Raw genomic sequence first — 19,524 nt, 5'->3', positions numbered from 1 at the left:
GCCGGGCGCCGGCTACGACCTGCCGCCCGCGCGCAGCTGTCCGAAGAAGGCCCTGATGTCGGCGGTCAGCAGGTCCGGCTCCTCCATCGCGGCGAAGTGGCCGCCCCGGTCCAGCTCCGTCCAGCGGACGATGTTGTCGGACCGCTCCGCGATGTGCCGCAGGACCAGGAAGTTCTCCTCGGGGAACAGCGCCACGGCGGTGGGGGCGGTCGACGGCTCGGTCGGCCGGCCCCAGTAGTCCGCGTGGGTGCGCTCGTAGTAGAGCCGGGCCGAGGAGCCGGCCGTCCCGGTGAGCCAGTAGAGCATCACGTTGGTGAGCAGCTGGTCGCGGCCGACGGCGTCCTCGGGGCGCTCCGCGGAGTCCGTCCACTCCTTGAACTTCTCGGCGATCCAGGCCAGCTGGCCGACCGGCGAGTCGGTCAGGCCGTACGCCAGGGTCTGCGGCCGGGTGGTCTGGATGTCCGCGTAGCCCTTGCGGTCCCGGTTCCACTCGCGCATCCGCTCCCAGGAGGCCAGCGCCCGCGCCCGCTCCGGCGCGGAGAGCCCGGCGAGCTCCTCCTCGGTGGGCTCGCTCTCCGCCGCGCCCCCGGGGATCAGGTTCAGGTGCACCCCGATCACCCGCTCGGGGTGCACCCGGCCGAGCTCCCGCGAGATCGCCGAACCCCAGTCGCCGCCCTGCACTCCGTACGAGTCGTAGCCCAGCCGCCGCATCAGTTCGGCGAAGGCCGCCGCCACCCGCCGGTACTCCCAGCCGGTCTCCCGGGTCGGGCCGGAGAAGCCGAAGCCGGGCAGGCTCGGGATCACCAGGTGGAAGGCGGGCGCCCCCTCCGCCCCGTGCGCCCGGGGGTCGGTGAGCGGCCCGATCAGCTCGGCGAACTCGACGATCGACCCGGGCCAGCCGTGCGACAGCAGCAGCGGCACCGCGTCCGGCTCCGGGGAGCGGACGTGCAGGAAGTGGATGTTCGCGCCGTCGATCGTGGTGGTGAACTGCGGCCACCGGTTGAGCCGCGCCTCGGCGGCCCGCCAGTCGTACTCGTGCCGCCAGTACCGAGTCAGCTCCATCAGGTAGCCGCGCGGAATCCCGTAGGCCCAGCCGACCCCCGGCAGCTCGTCCGGCCAGCGCGTCCGGTCGAGGCGCTGGCGCAGGTCCTCCAGGTCGCTCTCCGGAACGGCGATGCGGAACGGGTGGATGCCCTCATCGGGCGGCGTCGTCATGTCCGCCGATCGTAGCCGCCCGAACACAGTCAAGATCATGGAACGGCGGCATCCACCTGGCCGTCGGCCCGCCCCTCCGGTCGAGCCGACGGCCGGGTGCGACAGCGGGCGGTTACCGGCGGCCCGGGAGGGCCAGGAACGCCAGCCCGCCGGCGAGGACCGCGAGGCCGCACCAGGAGACGGCGGGCAGCCGCTCTCCCAGGGCCGCGACGCCGAGGACGGCGGCGACGGCGGGTTCGGCGAGCGTCAGCGTGGTGGCGGTCTGGGCGGAGGTGTGGCGCAGGCCGTGGCCGAACAGGCGGTAGGCGAGGAAGGTGGTGATCACCGCGAGGTGCAGCACCACCCCCGTGCCCCGCGCCGAGGCCAGCCACTGCACCGAGCCGCCCAGCAACACCGGCAGCACCAGCAGCGCCGCCCCGCCGAACATCGTGCCCATCACCCCGGCCGACGGGTGCCCGGCCGCGATCAGCCGGCCGCCGATCAGCGAGTACACCGCGTACGACAGCCCCGAGAGCGCCGCCAGCAGCACTCCGACGGGGTCCACCGCCGCGCCGCCACCGGCGAGTTCGGGACCGAGCACCAGCACCCCGCAGCCGAGCACGGCCAGCGCCGTGGCCCCGGCCCACCGCCCGCTTGGTCGCCCCTGCCGGGCGAGCCAGCCCAGCAGCCCGGTGAAGACCGGTGCGCTTCCCAGGGCGATCACGGTGGCCACCGCCACCCCGGTGCGGGTCACCGCCGGGTAGAAGGTGAGCGGGTACCCCGTCACCGCCACGGCCCCCATCGCCAGCAGCCACCGCTCACGCGTGCCGCACCGCCGGGGCAGCGTCCAGGCGGTGCGGTCGGTGAGGAACAGCAGCAGCCCGCCGAGCACCAGCGCGGCGGAGCCGATCCCGGTCGCCGGGGTGCCGGCGGGCGCCAGCGAACTGGCGGTCCCGGTGGTGCCCCAGAGCAGCGCAGCGATGAGGATCGGCACGGGCCCACTGAGGGGACTGGTACGGCGAACAGCAGGGGTCAGGTGGGTACGGGCAGGCGCAGACAAACGATTCGGCACAGTTGTGAACTTCCGTCGTCGAAGACCGTCAGGGGAACTGGTTTCGAGAACGGGCGCACGCCACAGCCCCACGGCGGCCACACCAGGCCGAACCGGGAGTCTCAGGGATCAAGCCACCGAAGCGCGCGCCCGATCAGGCGCTGAGCGGCGGCAGTACGACGTGCCAGTACGAGTTCACAGGCCCGATGGTATCCGGCCTGCGCAGGAAGTCGACGGGGCCGACTTCCTGCGCCACCAGCGGCCCGCGCTCAGTCGTGCGGGTTGGCAGGCGAGGGGAGGTCGAGTTCGCACCAGGTGGTCTTGCCGACGTAGCCCTCGCCGCGCGGGTGGGCGCCCCAGGAGGTGGCGAGGGCGGCGACGAGTTCGAGGCCTCGGCCGGACTCGTCGTCGAGGGCGGCCTGGCGGAGGGCCGGGAGCTCGGGGCTCGCATCGGAGACTTCGATGCGGAGCACGGAGCAGGTGGGGAGGAGGACCCGGACGCCGATCAGACGGTCGCGCGGGCCCCGAGCGTGGTGGCAGGCATTGGTGACGAGCTCGCTGATGAGGAGTACGGCGATCTCGGTGGACTCGTCGGGTACTTGCCAGTCGAAGGCCTGCCGGAGGAGGCGGACGCGAGCGCGACCGGGGGTGCGGGGGTGACGGGGAAGCATCCACTCGATGAGGTCGATTGGCTGAGTGATCATCAAAGTCCTTGAGGGGGAGGTAAGGACGGCTTCACCCACAAGGACTGAGTTCAGCCAATTCACCCTTCAAGAGTCGACAGGCAGGCATAGCCTCAGGAGTTACGCCGGAGGTACAGCGAGAGCTTGAACCGCCCTTTGACCAGGGCAGGGAGGGGTGCGGGGCTGTGAGCACGCCGAAGCAGAACCCGATGTCGTGGAAGTACTGCGGCGATCAGCTCAAGCGGTGGCGTGAGAAGGCGGGCGTGACGCGGGAGCAGTTGAGCCAGGCGGCCAGCTACGACATCGAGAGCGTGCGGTCGATGGAGGCGGGGAGGCGGAAGCCGTCGCTCAAGTTGCTTCAGGTAGCGGATGAATTGTGCGACGCGAAGGGAATGATCGCGGGGGCAGCCGACTACCTGGCGCCCGAGAAGTTCCCCTCATTCTCACAGGACTTCATGAACTACGAGCCCGAAGCGACCGTCCTGAGCTCATACGAAAACCAACTCATCCCTGGCCTTCTTCAGACTGAGGCCACCGCCCACTCCCTGCTGAACGCGCACTGGCCGCCACTGGACGACGACACCGTGGAGGAGCGAGTCTCGGCCCGATTGGCTCGGCAGGTGATCCTGAGCAAGCAGACCAAGTCGTTCAGCTTCCTCATCGATGAGTTCGCCCTCCTGCGCCGGTTCGGCACCGCTTCGGAACACAAGGAGCAACTGGAGCATCTCCTTGATGCCAGCAAACCCAGACACATCGACATCCAGGTAGTGCCTGCCTCGTGCCTCCACCCGGGCGTCAATGGCGCATTCGTCCTGCTGGAAACCGCCGATCACGAGCGCCTTGCCTACGAGGAGGGACAGTCCATGGGCTTCCTGTATTCCGAACCGGAGAAGGTGAATCTGCTGTGGCAGCGCCATGCGATGATCCTCCGGCAGGCCCTCAGCCCCGAGGAGTCGGCTCGTTTCATCAACAAGTTGGCGGAGGAGCCATGAGCACCAACGTGATCTGGGTGAAGTCCAGCTACAGCGGGACCGAGGGCGGCAACTGCGTCGAAGTCGCCGCCGCCCCGTCCGCCGTCCACGTCCGCGACTCCAAGGACAAGGCCGGCCCGACCCTCACCTTCTCCCCCGAAGCATGGTCCGCCTTCGTCTCCTTCGCCCCCGAAGCTCAAGCGGCGCCGGTCGAGTGACTCCTTAGTGGAACGGGTGGGTAACCACCTTCCAACCACCCCGCGCGCAGCAGATATGACTTATCGTCACGACTACGCCGCAGCCGGTTCCCCCGTGTAGCGTGCGCACTAACGAAACAACCCCCGCCGGTGCTACCAACACCGAACGGGGGTCTGACCAGCACGATCGAATGCGAGCTCGATCCTGTGGCTACCCACGACTCTACCGCCATGGCCGCGCCCGGATACGGCAAGCAGTCCGCTCCGGAGCAACTTCCCCGCTGCGCGACCGACTTCGCGCACCTCCCGGCGCGCGAGGCGCACATCGCCTCGCTCGTCGACCACCTCCCCGACGGCGCCGCCATGGACGTCAAAACCCTTGCCGCCCTGCAGCCCCACTACGGGCAGATGGCCTGCCGCACGGTGCTCAACAACCTCTCCGGCGCAGGTCACCTGCGTCGCGTCCGCGAGCGCGTCGGCGACAAGCAGTGCCGCTGGGTGTTCCGCACCTACTTCTCCCGCACGCCTCGATCCGACGCCTGGTGGACGCGATTCATCACCACGGGCGAGGCGTCAACGTCCGGAGCGCCCGATCCCCCCAAGGAGCGAACGCTCAACCGCACCTCCCCCACCTCGGCCGCCTACGCGGCCCTCGCCGCCCTCGGCCTCGCCGACGCCCGTCTCGCGCTCTCCGCCGCCGACTGCGCGACCCTCGAACCGCTCGCCGCCGAGTGGCTGGCCCGGGGCACCACCCCGGCCCTCTTCACCGCCGCCCTCACCGCAGGCCTCCCGCCGGACGGCGTCCACAGCCCGGCAGCCTTCACCCGCCGCCGCCTGCTCGACAAGATGCCCCCGGAACGCCCGCTCCCGCAGCAGCAGCCCACCCGCGTCATCGAGTGCACCGACTGCCGCACCCCCTGCCGCCCGCACGCCCTCCTGGGCGGCCTCTGCCGCACCTGCCGCGGCACCCCCACGGCCCCACCGCCGCACCGGCGCCTTTCCCCCACCGCCGTCCGCGAATATGCCGCGCGCGCCCGCCAGGCAATGATCACATCGCCGAGATCGTGAATATTCACAGGTAGCGGCGTTAACCTATGCAAAATCCAAAGGTGAAGTAGGTTACAAACCTTGTAATCCAAGACACCCGGTTTGCCCATATGCTGAGATCCGTGCGATAGTCAAGACATCGAACTTCGGCGGGCCCGACCTGGCACTGCCGACGCCCATCGCGCGGGCACGCACCCCCTTGGCCGGCGCGATGACTTGCAGGGGCCCCCATCCGCCGGAACACGGCGAACCCGGGGGCCCTGCGCGTATCCGGGGCCGGAAGCGCGACTCAGTGCCGCTCGCGCACCCGCAGCTCGAACCAGACACCCTTGCCGCGCGGCAGCAGGTCCGCGCCCCACCGGTCGGCGATGTCGTCGACGATCTTCAACCCGCGCCCACGCTCATTCACCGGCTTGGCCTCGGCGAGGATCATGCAGGGCAGCGCCCGCGAGGAGTCGCGGACCTCCACCCGCAGCCACCCGGGCTTGCGGCTGACGTGCAGGCCGATGGTGCGCCCGGCAGCATGCCGCACCGCGTTGGACACCAGCTCACTGGTGAGCAACTCTCCGGCTTCCAGGAGCTGGTGGAGGTCCCAGGACTCCAGGACGTCCAGCACCAGCTTGCGAGCCACCGGGCCCGACTCCGGACGGGACGGCAACCGCACCTCGTTCGGCGCGGACTGATCGCACAGCCTGCCCGCGTACATCTCCCGCAGCTCACGGGAGCTGAGCCGCTCCAGCGCCGAGAGCGCGCCCTGGACGTCGATCCAGGACGCGCTGCTCGCGGCGACCACGCCGGCCCCGGGAACCGATGACTGATCTGCTTCGCCCCAACCCGCCATGCGGACCATCATTGCGGAACGCAAGCGGCCGCGTACGGACAATGAGCAAACGATCTCCCCCGGGTCGGCATATGCCGGGGGCAGGAAAGCGGCCGACCCGGGCCTGCACTCGTCAAGCCCGGGTTGACCTCAAGACGCCTCTACCTGGCGATTACCACTGGCTCCACGGCACGTTCCAGCCGCTCAGCCCGTTCGCCGGGTCGAGCGTCTCCTTCTTGGTGGAGTTCTTCACGATCACCACGTCCCCGACCATCGAGCCGTCGTAGAACTTGCCCATCGAGGTGCCGTCCCCGCCGCCCTTGACGTCGCGCAGGCCCACGCAGCCGTGGCTGACGTTGTCCTCACCGAAGGCGTCGCTCCAGTAGTTGCCGTGCACGTACGTCCCGCTGGTGGTCAGCCGCATCGAGTGCGGCACCTGCAGGTCGTACGGCGAGCCGGTCATGCCGGGCAGGGTGCTGGACTGCATCCGCACCGTGCCCTCCTTGGACATGATCACCATGGTGCCGTTCCAGGTGGGGTGTTCGGTCGAGCCGGAGGTGATGTCGATGTCGCTCGACTGCCCGTCCCGGACCACCGTCATCTTGTGCGTGGCGGCGTCAACCGTCGAAACCTGGGATCGCCCGATCGTGAAGGGCTCGTCCCGGTCGGTGCCGTACACCCCCGGGGCGATCTCCACGCTCTTGAGGCGGTAGTGCACCGTCACCTTGGTGCCCGGCTTCCAGTACTGCTCCGGGCGGAAGTCCAGCCGGCGGTCGTCGAACCAGTGGCCCTTGACCGCGGTGCCGTCGCTGGCCTCGAAGGTGATCCCCTTCGCGACCGCGTCCTTGTTCTTGACGTCCTTGCTGAAGTCCACCGAGACGATCATGCCGACGCCGTAGGTGGCGTTGTCGTCCACGTTGTCGGAGGCCTTGGCCAGCGCCTCCGGGGTCAGCGTGGTGAAGCTGCTGTCCGCCGTGGCGACCACGCCGTTGGCGTCCGTGGCCATCGCGCTGACCTGGTAGGCGGTGCCCACCGAGAGACCGGTGGACGGGGTCCAGCTGGCACCGTCCGCGGCGATCGCGCCGGGGACCTCCTTGCCGGTCTTGTCGCTCACCTTGACGGTGGTGAGCTTGCCGCCGGCCGCCCCGATCTTGAGGGCACCCGGCGCCACGTCCACCGCGCCGGTCTTCGGCTCGATGCTGACCGTGGCCGCCGACACCTTCGGCGCCGAACCGGTCGACGCGGCGGCGGGCTTGGAGGCGGCCGCACCGGCCCCCAGATCGGCCTTCGCGGCGCTCCCGCCCCCGTCACCGCCGCCACAGGCCGCGGTCAGCGCCATCGCCCCGCCGACCAGACCGGCGGCCACCACCCTGCCTATCGACCTCAACGTCGATTCCTCCCTCAGAACTCCCCGTGGACCCCGACGCACCCGACAGACCGGAGGACCCGCCCCGTACACGCGCCCGGCCATCGGAAAGGTTGCGTCATTCGAGGGGCTTCTTGCCCCGAAAACCGAGCGGCCCGACCACCCCAACGGGTGAGGTTCGGGCCGCTCGGCGATAAACCTCCGGGCCTACCAGTTGGCCCAGGACACGTTCCAGCCGCCCAGCCCGTTGGAGGGTGCGACGGTCTTCTCCTTGGTGTTCACGATCTTCACGACGTCGCCGACCATCGAGTCGTTGAAGAACTTGCCGGCGACCGAGCTGTCACTGCCGCCCTTCTCGTCCGCCATCGAGATGCAGCCGTGGCTCTTGTTGACCTTGCCGAAGGGGGCGGGGTCGGCCCAGTAGTTGCCGTGCACGAAGGTGCCGGAGGAGGTCAGCCGCATCGCGTGCGGCACGTCCTTGATGTCGTACTCGCCGCCGAGGCCGACGGTGTGCGAGTCCATGTGGGTGACCTTGTCCTTCTCCATGATCACCATCGTCCCGCCCCAGGACGGCGTCGCGTCCGCGCCCAGGGTGACCGGCACGGTGGTGCTCTTGCCGTCCCGCTCGATGGTCATCTGGTGCGACTTGGCGTCCGCGGTGGAGACCATGGAGCGGCCGATGGTGAACGGCTCGTCCTTGTCCACGTCGCCGTAGATGCCCGGCGCGACCTCGACGCTCTTCAGCCGGTAGTGCACCGTCACCTTGGTGCCCGGCTTCCAGTAGTTCTCCGGGCGGAAGTCCAGCCGGTCGTCGTCGAACCAGTGGCCCTTGACCACGGTGCCGTCGCTGGCCTCGACGGTGATGCCCTTCACGACCGCGTCCTTGTTCTTGACGCTCTTGCTGAAGTTCACCGAGACGATCATGCCGACGCCGTAGGTGGCGCCGTCGCTGATGTTGTCGTTGGTGGAGACCTTCTTCTCCGGCGTCAGCGTGGTGAACGAGGTGGTCGACGCGGACACCAGCCCGGCGTCGTCCTTGGCCTGCGCGTTCACCTTGTACGCCATGCCGACGGCGAGCGCCGCCGAGGGCTTCCAGCCGGTGCCGTCCGGAGTGATCGCACCCTCGACCGGCTTGCCGTTCTTGTCGGTCACCTCGACCGTCGTGAGCTTGCCCTTGGAGACGGACACCTGCAGCCCGTTCGGCGCGACGTCGTGGGCGCCGTCCTTCGGCTCGACCGCGAGCTGTGCCGCCGAGGCCTTCGGCGTGGCCGCGTTGCCCCCCGGGGCGGCCGTCCCGTTCGCGTCCGCCGACGCCGTCGCGGCGGCGTCGGCGGACGTACCGCCCTTGTCGTCGTTGCACGCCGCGGTGAGCAGCAGTACCCCACCCATGACCAACGCCATCGCAGCCCTGCGCCCGTAGCGGTTGCTGGTGCGTATCGCGGCGTCGGCCGCCTTACCCGTCTTCACGGAATCTCCCCTCCCGGTGTCCACTCTCTTGACGCGTTGAGTGCCCCCATGAGTTGCACCGGGCGCCGATCTTTCGCGCAGTTGTTCGCCCGCGCGCCTCCGGGGCGCTCGGACCCGGTGGCTCGGGCGGCCCCGACGCGCCGGAGCAGGATAACTGGGCCGTCTGAGTGAGAACTCGGGGGAGGTGGGTGGAACGGGGGTGAATCACGGGTGAAGACGGCGGGCGGTCAGCGCAGGGCGCTCCCGGCCGCCCACTGGTCCCACGGCACGTTCCAGTCGCCCAGCCCGTTCGACGGCGGCACGAAGTCCCCGGTTGAGGCCTTCACCTCCAGCACGTCCCCCGGGAGGGTGTGCTCGAACAGCCAGCCCGCCGGGGTGTCCTTGCTCGTGCCGCCCTTGGTGTCGGCCAGGCCGATACAGCCGTGGCTGGTGTTGGCGGTGCCGAACACCCCCGGGTCGGCCCAGTAGTTGCCGTGCAGGAAGGTGCCGGAGGTGGTCAGCCGCATCGCGTGCGGGACGTCCTTGATGTCGTACTCGTCGCCCATCCCGACGGTCTGCGAGTTCATCCGGGTCAGCTTGTACTTCTCCGACACCACCATCACCCCCCGGTAGGTGGAGTGGTCGGGGCTGCCGCCGGACACCTTGAGCACCCGGACCACCTTGCCGCCCTGCCCGGCCCGGACGGTCAGGGTGTGCGCGTCCAGGTCGACGGTGGAGACCTGCGCCCGGCCGACGGTGAAGTGCAGGTCCCGGCTCTGGGTGCCGAACTCGCCCGGCGCGCCCTGCACGCCCTTGAGCCGCAACGCCACGGTGACCTTGGTGCCGGCCACCCAGTACCGCTGCGGGCGGACGTCGAGGCGCTGGCTGCCGAACCAGTGCGCGGCCACCGGCACCGGCGGGTCGGCGGTGACCTGGACGGCCTTCTCCACCGCGGCCCGGTCGGTGATCGGGCGGCTGAAACGCAGCGAGACCGGCATCCCCACGCCGACCGTGGAGCCGTCCTCCGGGGTGAAGAAGGCGACGAAGGTGTGCGCCCGGGCGACGGTCGAGAACGCCGAGTGCTGGGCCGCCCGCTGTCCCTGGTCGTCCTCGGCGACCGAGTCCAGGGTGAAGGCGGTGCCGAGCGGCAGCGGGCCGTCCGGCGCCCAGGCGGCGCCGTCCGGGCTGATGGTGCCGGGCAGCTCGACGCCCTTGGCGTCGGCCAGTCGGACCGAGACCAGCCGCCCCTGGGTAGCGCTCACCCGCACCGGGCCCTCCGGCGGCACGTCCTGGGCGCCGTCCGCGGGCAGCGCGGTGAGCACCGTCCGGGACGGCGGCGGGGGTGGGGTGTACGACGCGCCGGGCACGGCCCGGTCCTCCGCCGGGGCGGCCGGGGAACCACCGCCACCGCACCCCGTGAGCACCGCGAGGCACCAGCCCGCCACCACCGCGCGCCGCGCCCCCACCCGAACTCGGCGCCACATCCCGGGGCCTCCCACGACTCGAGTCCGACGCCTGGAGCGTCCGACGCCGGGAACAACGAGGGCGAACCGGGCGGGGACACGCGGGGCGGCACGGAATCGGGCCCGCTCCCCCGCCCACCCCGCACACGACCCCCCGCCCGCCATCCGCCGGTAAGCCCCCGTTCAGCGGCTTCCTCCCCCCTCAATCCGGGAAAGAGAAGGTGAACGGGGTCCGGGACACCCCGTCCAGGGAGGGTGCGGCCATGGCGTCAGGGCAGGAGCTGGAAGCCGGGGTACGGCCGAACGGCGGTCCGGACACCGCCGAGCCACCGTGGCCCGGCAGCTGGCAGCCGCTCGGCGCCCGCTTCCGCACCGACCGAAGTGGCGGCCAGGGCACCAACTTCGCGCTCTGGGCGGGCGGCGCCGAAGCCGTCGACCTGTGCCTGTTCGACGAGGACGGCCGGGAGAGCCGGCACCGCCTCACCGAGCAGGACTTCCAGATCTGGCACGGCTTCCTGCCCGGCGTACGCCCCGGCGCCCGCTACGGCTTCCGGGTGCACGGCCGCTGGGACCCGTGGACCGGCGCCCGCTGGAACCCGGCGAAGCTGCTGCTCGACCCGTACGCCCGCGCCGTCGACGGCTGTTACACCTCCCACGACGCCGTCTGCTCCGCCGTCCGCAACTGGCCGGAGGCCGATGTCGCCGACACCGTCCGGGACAACCGCGACTCCGCCCCCTACGTGCCCCGATCCGTGGTCGTCCACGATGACGACGACTGGTGCGACGACCACCGCCCGAAGACCCCCTGGGCCGAGACGGTGCTCTACGAACTCCACGTCCGCGGCTTCACCATGCGCCACCCGGACATCCCGCCCCACCTGCGCGGCACCTACGCCGGCCTGGCCCACCCCGCCGCCGTCGCCCACCTCACCCGCCTCGGCGTCACCGCCGTCGAGCTGCTGCCGGTGCACCAGTACGCCAGCGAGGACCACCTGCAGGCCCGCGGCCTGGTCAACTACTGGGGCTACAACACGATCGGCCACTTCGCCCCGCACGCCGGCTACTCCGCCTCCGGCTCCCGCGGCGGCCAGGTCGGCGAGTTCAAGCGGATGGTCCGCGCGCTGCACGCCGCCGGGATCGAGGTGATCCTCGACGTGGTGTTCAACCACACCGCCGAGGGCGCCGAACTCGGCCCGGCGCTCTCGCTGCGCGGCATCGACAACGCCGCCTACTACCGCCTCGCCCCGCACCGCCCGCGCGGCTACGCCGACTACACCGGCTGCGGCAACACCCTGGACACCCGCCGCCCGCAGGTGATCCGGCTGATCACCGACTCGCTGCGCTACTGGGTCACCGAGATGGGCGTGGACGGCTTCCGCTTCGACCTCGCCACCGTCCTGGCCCGGGGGACGGACGGGGTCGACATGGAGCACCCCTTCCTCGCCGCCGTCGCCCAGGACCCCCTGCTCAGCCGGGTGAAGCTGATCGCCGAGCCCTGGGACGTCGGCCCGGGCGGCTACCAGGTCGGCGGTTTCCCCCCGCTGTGGGCCGAGTGGAACGACAAGTACCGCGACACCGTACGGGACTTCTGGCGCGGCGCCCGCCCCGACGTGCGCGAACTCGGCTACCGGCTCTCCGGCTCCTCCGACCTCTACCAGCGCGGCGGCCGCCGCCCGTACGCCTCCGTCAACTACGTGACCGCGCACGACGGTTTCACCCTGCGGGACCTCGTCTCCTACGACCGCAAGCACAACGACGCCAACGGCGAGGCCAACCGGGACGGCACCGACGACAACCGCTCCTGGAACCACGGCGCCGAGGGCGAGACCACCGACCCCGAGGTCAACGCCCTGCGGCTGCGCCAACTGCGCAACCTGACGGCCACCTTGCTGCTCTCGACGGGCGTCCCGATGATCACGGCCGGGGACGAGCTGGGCCGCACCCAGGGCGGCAACAACAACGCCTACTGCCAGGACGGCGAGGTCAGTTGGCTCGACTGGTCACTGCTGGAGCAGCCCGGCTGGCGGGAGCTGTGCGAGCTGACCGCCCGGCTGATCCGGCTGCGCCGCGCCCACCCGGTGCTGCGCCGGCGGGCGTTCTTCTCCGGCCGGGCCGCCACCCCCGGCGGCCAGCCGGACCTCGCCTGGTTCACCCCGCTCGGCAAGGAGATGACCGAGGCGGACTGGTTCGCCCCCACCGCCTGCCTCGGCATGCTGCTCTCCGGCAGCGCGATGTCCGAACGGGACGAGACCGGGCGGCCGTCGTGGGACGACAGCTTCCTGCTGCTGCTCAACGCGGGCCGTGAACCGGTGGTGTTCACCCTGCCCGGCGAGCCCTGGGCGGCACCGGAGGCCGCGTACGAGACGGTGGTCGACACGGCCGCCGAGGGCACGGGCGAGCCGCACCCGCGGGGCGCGGTGCTGCTCGGTGGGCGCTCGCTCCAGCTGCTGCGCGCGCCCACCCACAGGGATCCGGATCAGCCGGCGGCGTGACCGACCTCGGCGTTCTCTCCGTCAGGAGATGTCATCGGCCGATCGACGGGCGCTCGCAAGGGGCGCGCGGCGCACTCCTCCCCGCACGAACGGCCCTACGCGCCCCGCCCTCCGCCCGCGCCCCGCCCGTCCGGGTGGCCGATTCTCGCCGGACGCGGCCGACAGGGGCGAAAAACCGGATGAGAAGTGACGGGCTCTCTGCCTACCCTCGCCGCGATGGCCGAGAACCGACAAGACGATGACGTCGTGACCGGGAGCCACCGCTCCACGGTCCGTTCCCTGCTGCGCCTGTGGCCCTACGCCCGGGCCGTGCGCGGCCGGCTCGCCGTCTCGGTGTCGGCCGCCTCGCTCGCCATGCTCAGCACCCTCGCCGTCCCGGTGGTGCTCGGCCGGATCATCGACGGCCCGCTCGCCGAGCGCGACCTCGCCGGCCTCTGGCCGCCGGTCGGCCTGCTGCTGCTCCTCGGCATGGTCGAGGCCGCGCTGTTCTACACCCGCCGGGTGGTCCTCTCCCGCCCGCTGGGCCGGCTGGAAGCCGCCATGCGCGCCGACCTCTACGCCAAGCTCCAGCGGCTGCCGGTCTCCTTCCACGACCGCTGGGGCTCCGGCCAGATGCTCTCCCGGGCCACCACCGACATGAACGCCATGCGGCTCTTCCTGGCCTTCCCCCTGGTGTTCCTGGTGGTCAACTCGGTGACCTTCCTGGCCGGCACCGTGGTGATGTTCACCCAGGACTGGCGGCTCGCCCTGATCGTCCTGCTGCCCGCCGCGCCGCTGTTCGTCCTCACTCGGCGCTTCGAGTCCGGCTACTCCGGCGCCGCCCGGCGCGCCCAGGACCAGAACGGCGACCTCGCCACCGTGGTCGAGGAGTCCATCCTCGGCATCCGCATCCTCAAGGCCTTCGGCCGCCACCGCTCGATGGCCGAGCACTTCCGCGAACAGTCGCACCAACTACGCCGCACCGAACTGCGCAAGGCCCATCTGCTCGCCAACCTGTGGGCGGTGATCGTCGGCCTGCCGGAGCTCGCCCTCGGCTGCGCCCTGGCCGTCGGCGCCTACCTGGTCGCCCACGACGAGCTGAGCGCCGGCACCCTGGTCGCCTTCCTCTCCACCGCGCTCGCGCTGCGCTGGCCGGTCGAGTCGCTCGGCTGGCTGCTCGCCTACGCCAACGAGGCCGCCACCGCCACCGACCGCTTCTTCGAGGTCATGGACGAACCCGAGACCGAGGACCCGGGCACCGCCACCGAGCTCGGCGCTTCGGACGGCATCCGCTTCACCGGCGTCCGCTTCCGCTACCCCGACGCCCCCGCTGACAGCCCCGACCTGCTGGCCGGCATCGACCTGCACATCCGCAGCGGCGAGACGATGGCCCTGGTCGGCGCCACCGGCAGCGGCAAGACCACGCTCACGGCGCTGCTCCCCCGGCTGTACGAGGCCACCGCCGGCCGCATCACCCTGGACGGCCGGGACGTCCGCGAGCTGCCCCGGGAGAAGCTGCGCGAACTGGTCGCGATGGCCTTCGAGGAGCCCACCCTGTTCTCCGCCACCGTCCGGGAGAACGTCCTGATGGGCGCCCCCGGCGCGGACGAGCGGCAGCTGCGCTCCGCCCTCGCCACCGCCCAGGCCGGTTTCGTCGACACGCTCCCGGCCGGGGTGGAGACCGAGGTCGGCGAGCAGGGCCTGAGCCTGTCCGGCGGCCAGCGCCAGCGCCTCGCACTGGCCCGTGCGGTGGTCGGCGAGCCGGCCTTCCTCGTCCTGGACGACCCGCTCTCCGCCCTCGACGTGCACACCGAGGCGCTGGTCGAGCGGGCGCTGCGCGAGGTGCTCGGCTCCACCACCGCCCTGGTGGTCGCCCACCGCCCCAGCACCGTGCTGCTCGCCGACCGGGTCGCGGTGCTCGCGGACGGCCGGATCGAGGCCGTCGGCACCCACCAGGAGCTGCTGCGCGACTGTCCGCACTACCGCGAACTGATGTCGGGCGGGGCCGTCCTCGTGCCGGACGGCCCCTTCGCCTCGGACGACCCCTTCACCTCGGACAGGGGGCACACCCGATGACCACCACCGCCCAGCCCGCCCAGGCCGAACCGGTCGAGCCGGTCGAGGAGGAGCTGCCCCCGCCCCCGGGCGACGAGGAGGACATCCCCGTCCCGCCCGGCGCGCCGAGGGCACTGCTGCGCTCACTGCTCGGCCCGCACCGGGCCCGGATCGCCGCCGCGATGGTGGTGATCCTGGTCCAGCAGGCCGCGCTGCAGTCCGGCCCGCTGCTGGTCGCCGTGGCGATGGACCGCGGCATCCCGGCCCTGCGCGAGCACGACTCCGGCCCGCTGATCGCGGTGGTCGCCGGCTACCTCTTCTGCGCGCTGCTCAGCCCGCTGCTGCAGTGGGCGTTCATCAAGATCAGCGCCCGGATCAACCAGGACATCCTGCTGGAACTGCGCGGCCGGATCTTCCGGCACGCCCAGCGGCTCAGCCTGGACTTCCACGAGCGCTACACCTCGGGCCGGATCATCTCCCGCGCCACCAGCGACATCGACGCGCTGCGCGAGCTGCTCTCCGAGGGCCTCCAGGAGCTGCTGACCGTCTTCCTGTCGGTCTGCTACATCTCGGTGCTGCTGGTGGTGCTGGACTGGCGGCTCGGCCTGGCCTCGCTGCTCTCCATCCTGCCGCTGGCCCTGATCGCCCACTCCTTCCGCACCCGCTCCCGCCGGGTCTACCGCCGCTCGCGGACCGCCGCCGCCTCGATGATCGTGCGCTTCACCGAGACCATGAACGGCATCCGCCCGGTGCAGGCCTTCCGCCGCGAGAAGAGCAACGACGCCGCCTTCGCCGTGGTCAACTCGCAGTCCTCCACCGCCAACGCGGAGGGGTTCCTGGAGCTCGCCCGCTACGTCGGCCTCTCCCGCGCCACCGCCAACCTCTGGACCACCGGCGTCGTCCTGCTCGGCGCCTACCTGGTGGTGGACGACGCGCTGGAGCTGGGCGTGCTCACCGCCTTCGTGCTCTACCTGCGCCGCCTGTTCGACCCGATCGACCAGCTGGCGATGTTCCTGAACAGCTACCAGGCCGCCGCCGCGGCACTGGAGAAGATCGCCGGCCTGCTGGCCCACGAGCCGACCGTCGCCGAGCCGGCCGAGCCCGCGGAGCTTCCGCAGGCCCTCGGCAAGGGCCGCGAGGTCTCCTTCGAGCGGACCCGCTTCGCCTACCGCACCGGCAAGGAGGTGCTGCCGCCCTTCGACCTGCTGATCCCGGCCGGGCAGACGGTCGCGGTGGTCGGCGCGACCGGCGCGGGCAAGTCGACGGTCGCCAAGCTGCTGGCCCGCTTCTACGACCCGACCGACGGCCGGATCCGGCTGGACGGGGTGGACCTGCGCGACCTCGCCACCCCCGAACTGCGGCGCGGGGTGGTGATGGTGACCCAGGAGTCCTTCCTCTTCTCCGGCACCGTCGCGGAGAACATCGCGATCGGCCGCCCCGGCGCCACCCGGGCCGAGGTCGAGCAGGCCACCCGCGACATCGGCGCCCACGCGTTCATCACCGCGCTCCCGGACGGCTTCGACACCGATGTGCGCAAGCGCGGCGGCCGGATCTCGGCCGGCCAGCGCCAGCTGGTCGCCTTCGCCCGCGCCCTGCTGGCCGACCCGGCCGTGCTGATCCTGGACGAGGCCACCAGCTCCCTGGACGTCCCCGGCGAGCAGGCGGTCCAGCGGGCGATGCGCACCGTGCTGGCCGGCCGGACGGCGGTGATCATCGCGCACCGGCTCTCCACCGTGGAGATCGCCGACCGCGTCCTGGTGATGGACCAGGGCAGGATCGTCGAGGACGGCTCACCGCAGGAACTGATCGACGGCTCCGGCCGCTTCGCCGCCCTCCACCAGGCCTGGCGGGACAGCCTGGTCTAGTGCCTGTCACCGGGCCCACGAATGTGCCCGGCCGGGTGCGCCGTCACGCACCCGGCCGGGCCGCCACCCCTTGGGAACGCGGCCGGGCCGCCGTCCCCCGGCAGCCCCAGCGGACGGTGTCGGGACCCGCGGGTGTCAGCGCAGCAGCCCCGCGTCCATCCCCGCCGACTCCGCCGGGAGGGCGACCAGCCCCAGCTCGGCCGGGGAGGCCAGCCGGGGGTGCGCGGGCAGCACCCGGACGGTGTAGCCGAACGGGCCGGTGCGGCAGAGCTCCAGCGAGCCCTCGTAGCGGGTGCGGCCGTCCAGGTCCGGACCGCCGACCGGCTTGAGGGCGAGCACCGAGGCGTCCGAGATGCCGTCGCTCTCGTCCACCCGGCCGGAGAGCACCTGCACCTCGACGTCGCCCGGCTCCAGCGACCCGAGCGCGACCTGCACCCGCAGCGCCAGCGAACTGCCCAGCTCCTGCGTCTCAGCCGGGCAGTCGGCCTCGACGTGCTCGACCCGCACGGCCGGCCAGCCCTCCCGGACCTTCGCCTTCCAGAGCGCCAGCTCACGGGCGGCCGTGACCCGCCCGCCCGCCTCCGGGCGCTCGGCCCCTGCGCCGACGCCTCCTTCGGCCCGGGGCGGGAGCTCCACCCTCAGCTCCCGCTCGGCCAGCGCCGCCGGGGCGTACAGTCGCTCCACGTACTCGCGCACCATCCGCCCGGCCAGCACCTTGGGACCGAGGGTGACCAGGGTGTGCCGGACCATGGCGATCCAGCGGTGCGGCAACCCGTCCGTGCCCCGGTCGTAGAACCGGCCGGCGACCTGCTCCTCGATCAGGTCGTACAGCGCGGCGGCCTCGATGTCGTCGCGCCGCTCGGCCTCGCTGCTCTCCGGGTCGAGCACGCCGCCGCCCTCATCGGCGGTGGGGATCGCCCAGCCGTTCTGGCCGTCGTACCACTCGTCCCACCAGCCGTCCAGGACGGACAGGTTGAGGCAGCCGTTGAGCGCGGCCTTCATCCCGGAGGTGCCGCAGGCCTCCAGCGGGCGCAGCGGGTTGTTCAGCCAGACGTCGCAGCCCGGGTAGAGGTGCTGGGCCATCGCCATGTCGTAGTCCGGCAGGAAGACGATCCGGTGCCGCACCGCCGGGTCGTCGGCGAAGGCGACCATCTGCTGGATCAGCCGTTTGCCGCCGTCGTCGGCCGGGTGGGCCTTGCCGGCGACCACGATCTGCACCGGCCGGGTGGGGTGCAGCAGCAGGGCGCGCAGCCGGTCCGGGTCGCGCAGCATCAGGGTGAGCCGCTTGTACGAGGGCACCCGGCGGGCGAAGCCGATGGTGAGCACGTCGGGGTCGAGCACCGAGGAGACCCAGCCGAGCTCGGCCTCGCCGGCCCCGCGCTGGCGCCAGGAGGCGCGCAGCCGGCGCCGGGCCTCGTCCACCAGCTGGGCCCGCAGGCTGCGGCGAAGGTCCCAGATCTCGGTGTTGCCGATCCGCTCCAGGCCGGTCCAGCGCTGGGTCTCGCCGGTGGTCATCGCCTCCTCGGCGCGGTCGACGCCGAGCTCGGCGGCGCCGAGGCGGACCACCGCCGGGTCGATCCAGGTGGCGGCGTGCACGCCGTTGGTGACCGAGGTGATCGGCACCTCGGCCGGGTCGAAGCCGGGCCAGAGGCCGTTGAACATCGAGCGGCTGACCTCGCCGTGCAGGGTGGAGACCCCGTTGGCGCGCTGGGCGAGCCGCAGGCCCATGGCGGCCATGTTGAACAGCTTCGGGTCCCCGCCGCGCCAGGTCTCGGCGCCGAGCCCGAGCACCGACTCGACCGGGACGCCGGGCAGCGCGGCGTCGCCGCCGAAGTGACGGGCGACCAGCTCGCGGTCGAAACGGTCGATGCCGGCCGGGACGGGGGTGTGGGTGGTGAACAGGGTGCCGGCCCGGACGGACTCCAGGGCGGCGGCGAAGTCCAGGCCGGCGGTGTCGGTTTCGGCCGGGCCGGCGGCGATCAGCTCGCGGATGCGTTCGACGCCGAGGAAGCCGGCGTGTCCCTCGTTGGTGTGGAAGACCTCGGGGGCGGGGTGGCCGGTGAGCCGGCAGTAGGCACGCACGGCCCGGACGCCGCCGATGCCGAGCAGCATCTCCTGGAGCAGCCGGTGCTCGCTTCCGCCACCGTAGAGCCGGTCGGTGACGCTCCGTTCGGCGGGCGAGTTGGCCTCGATGTCGGAGTCGAGCAGCAGCAGCGGGACCCGCCCGACCTGGGCCTTCCAGATGTGGGCGGCCAGGGTGCGGCCGCCGGGTAGGACGAGGTCGACCCGGCTGGGGGTGCCGTCGGCCTCCCGGAGCAGGCTGACCGCGAGCTCGTCCGGGTCCAGCAGCGGGTAGCGCTCCTGCTGCCAGCCGTCCCGGTCGAGGGACTGGCGGAAGTAGCCGTGCCGGTAGAACAGCCCGACGCCGATGATCGGCACGCCGAGGTCGCTGGCCGCCTTGAGGTGATCGCCGGCCAGGATGCCGAGGCCGCCGGAGTACTGGGGCAGCGTGGCGGCGATGCCGTACTCGGGCGAGAAGTAGGCGATCGCGGCGGGCGGCGGGGTGGCGTCGGCCTCCAGCCGGGTCTGGTACCAGCGCGGCCCGGTGAGGTACTCGCGCAGGTCGTCGGCGAGGTCGCCGAGTCTGCGCAGGAACCGCCGGTCGGCGGCGAGCGCGGCGAGCCTGGCGGCCGGGACCTCCCCGAGCAGTCGCACCGGGTCCTCGCCGGTCGCGGCCCAGACTTCCGGGTCCACGGACCGGAAGAGGTCCCTGGTCTCGGGGTGCCAGGACCAGCGCAGGTTGAGGGCCAGCTCGTGCAACGGCTGGAGTTGTTCGGGCAGGACGGTGCGGACGGTGAATCTGCGGATTGCCTTCACAGGCGTGAAGCGTAGTCT

General features: G+C 71.9%; 14 protein-coding genes. 6 read left to right on the top strand and 8 right to left on the bottom strand.

What is annotated here, in order from left to right; translation table 11 throughout:
• Positions 1-12: 12 nt before the first annotated feature.
• From ACH4E7_RS02285 to ACH4E7_RS02275, 3 genes are all read right to left on the bottom strand, one after another.
• The gene (locus tag ACH4E7_RS02285) at positions 13-1,215 is read right to left on the bottom strand and encodes an epoxide hydrolase family protein (RefSeq protein ID WP_396247090.1); all 1,203 of its coding nucleotides are present in this window, start codon (positions 1,213-1,215) and stop codon (positions 13-15) included.
• A gap of 112 nt (positions 1,216-1,327) precedes the next feature.
• The gene (locus tag ACH4E7_RS02280; RefSeq protein ID WP_396247089.1) at positions 1,328-2,188 is read right to left on the bottom strand and encodes a DMT family transporter; all 861 of its coding nucleotides are present in this window, start codon (positions 2,186-2,188) and stop codon (positions 1,328-1,330) included.
• A gap of 326 nt (positions 2,189-2,514) precedes the next feature.
• Positions 2,515-2,949, bottom strand: a complete 435-nt coding sequence (locus ACH4E7_RS02275) for an ATP-binding protein (RefSeq protein WP_396247088.1) — start codon at positions 2,947-2,949, stop codon at positions 2,515-2,517.
• Positions 2,950-3,113: 164 nt separating this feature from the next.
• On the opposite strand from ACH4E7_RS02275, the gene ACH4E7_RS02270 reads away from it, so the two are divergent.
• From ACH4E7_RS02270 to ACH4E7_RS02260, 3 genes are all read left to right on the top strand, one after another.
• Positions 3,114-3,920, top strand: a complete 807-nt coding sequence (locus ACH4E7_RS02270) for a helix-turn-helix transcriptional regulator (protein ID WP_396247087.1) — start codon at positions 3,114-3,116, stop codon at positions 3,918-3,920.
• Positions 3,917-4,117, top strand: a complete 201-nt coding sequence (locus ACH4E7_RS02265) for a DUF397 domain-containing protein (RefSeq protein WP_396247086.1) — start codon at positions 3,917-3,919, stop codon at positions 4,115-4,117. Before ACH4E7_RS02270 ends, ACH4E7_RS02265 begins: the two co-directional genes overlap by 4 nt.
• Before the next feature lie 210 nt (positions 4,118-4,327).
• Positions 4,328-5,164: a hypothetical protein gene (locus ACH4E7_RS02260; protein ID WP_396247085.1), complete on the top strand. Its 837-nt coding sequence runs from the start codon at positions 4,328-4,330 to the stop codon at positions 5,162-5,164.
• 268 nt (positions 5,165-5,432) lie between these two features.
• Here ACH4E7_RS02260 and ACH4E7_RS02255 read toward each other — a convergent pair whose 3' ends face one another.
• From ACH4E7_RS02255 to ACH4E7_RS02240, 4 genes are all read right to left on the bottom strand, one after another.
• Positions 5,433-5,936 (bottom strand): ATP-binding protein, encoded by a 504-nt coding sequence (locus ACH4E7_RS02255; protein WP_396247084.1) that lies wholly within the window; start codon positions 5,934-5,936, stop codon positions 5,433-5,435.
• A 199-nt stretch (positions 5,937-6,135) separates the two neighbouring features.
• Positions 6,136-7,350: an Ig-like domain-containing protein gene (locus tag ACH4E7_RS02250; RefSeq protein ID WP_396247083.1), complete on the bottom strand. Its 1,215-nt coding sequence runs from the start codon at positions 7,348-7,350 to the stop codon at positions 6,136-6,138.
• Positions 7,351-7,536: 186 nt separating this feature from the next.
• A complete protein-coding gene (locus ACH4E7_RS02245) occupies positions 7,537-8,796 on the bottom strand; it encodes an Ig-like domain-containing protein (protein WP_396247082.1) in 1,260 nt (419 codons plus the stop codon).
• A 227-nt stretch (positions 8,797-9,023) separates the two neighbouring features.
• On the bottom strand, positions 9,024-10,259 hold the full coding sequence (locus ACH4E7_RS02240; protein WP_396247081.1) for an Ig-like domain-containing protein: 1,236 nt from the start codon (positions 10,257-10,259) through the stop codon (positions 9,024-9,026).
• 242 nt (positions 10,260-10,501) lie between these two features.
• On the opposite strand from ACH4E7_RS02240, the gene glgX reads away from it, so the two are divergent.
• From glgX to ACH4E7_RS02225, 3 genes are all read left to right on the top strand, one after another.
• Positions 10,502-12,730 (top strand): glycogen debranching protein GlgX, encoded by a 2,229-nt coding sequence (glgX, locus tag ACH4E7_RS02235; RefSeq protein WP_396247080.1) that lies wholly within the window; start codon positions 10,502-10,504, stop codon positions 12,728-12,730.
• 216 nt (positions 12,731-12,946) lie between these two features.
• A complete protein-coding gene (locus tag ACH4E7_RS02230) occupies positions 12,947-14,785 on the top strand; it encodes an ABC transporter ATP-binding protein (protein ID WP_396247079.1) in 1,839 nt (612 codons plus the stop codon).
• Entirely contained in the window at positions 14,782-16,629 is a 1,848-nt protein-coding gene (locus ACH4E7_RS02225) for an ABC transporter ATP-binding protein (RefSeq protein ID WP_396247078.1), read from the top strand. The genes ACH4E7_RS02230 and ACH4E7_RS02225 overlap by 4 nt, the downstream gene beginning before the upstream one ends.
• 135 nt (positions 16,630-16,764) lie before the next feature.
• Here the strand turns inward: ACH4E7_RS02225 and glgP are convergent, their stop codons facing one another.
• Positions 16,765-19,506, bottom strand: coding sequence for an alpha-glucan family phosphorylase (gene glgP / locus ACH4E7_RS02220; RefSeq protein WP_396247077.1), 2,742 nt, complete (start codon positions 19,504-19,506; stop codon positions 16,765-16,767).
• Positions 19,507-19,524 lie beyond the last annotated feature (18 nt).

This window comes from Kitasatospora sp. NPDC018058 (assembly GCF_044327205.1).
GTDB lineage: Bacteria > Actinomycetota > Actinomycetes > Streptomycetales > Streptomycetaceae > Kitasatospora.
The sequence above is the reverse complement of the archived record's forward strand: the minus strand, read 5'-3'. Positions and strand labels throughout refer to the sequence as shown.

Excerpts from the sequence above, each read along its gene's own strand:
- ACH4E7_RS02285 (WP_396247090.1), bottom strand. The coding sequence starts at position 1,215 with ATGACGACGCCGCCCGATGAGGGCATCCACCCGTTCCGCATCGCCGTT.
- ACH4E7_RS02230 (WP_396247079.1), top strand. The coding sequence starts at position 12,947 with ATGGCCGAGAACCGACAAGACGATGACGTCGTGACCGGGAGCCACCGC.
- ACH4E7_RS02225 (WP_396247078.1), top strand. The coding sequence starts at position 14,782 with ATGACCACCACCGCCCAGCCCGCCCAGGCCGAACCGGTCGAGCCGGTC.
- ACH4E7_RS02265 (WP_396247086.1), top strand. The coding sequence starts at position 3,917 with ATGAGCACCAACGTGATCTGGGTGAAGTCCAGCTACAGCGGGACCGAG.
- ACH4E7_RS02260 (WP_396247085.1), top strand. The coding sequence starts at position 4,328 with ATGGCCGCGCCCGGATACGGCAAGCAGTCCGCTCCGGAGCAACTTCCC.
- ACH4E7_RS02275 (WP_396247088.1), bottom strand. The coding sequence starts at position 2,949 with ATGATCACTCAGCCAATCGACCTCATCGAGTGGATGCTTCCCCGTCAC.
- ACH4E7_RS02240 (WP_396247081.1), bottom strand. The coding sequence starts at position 10,259 with ATGTGGCGCCGAGTTCGGGTGGGGGCGCGGCGCGCGGTGGTGGCGGGC.
- glgX (WP_396247080.1), top strand. The coding sequence starts at position 10,502 with ATGGCGTCAGGGCAGGAGCTGGAAGCCGGGGTACGGCCGAACGGCGGT.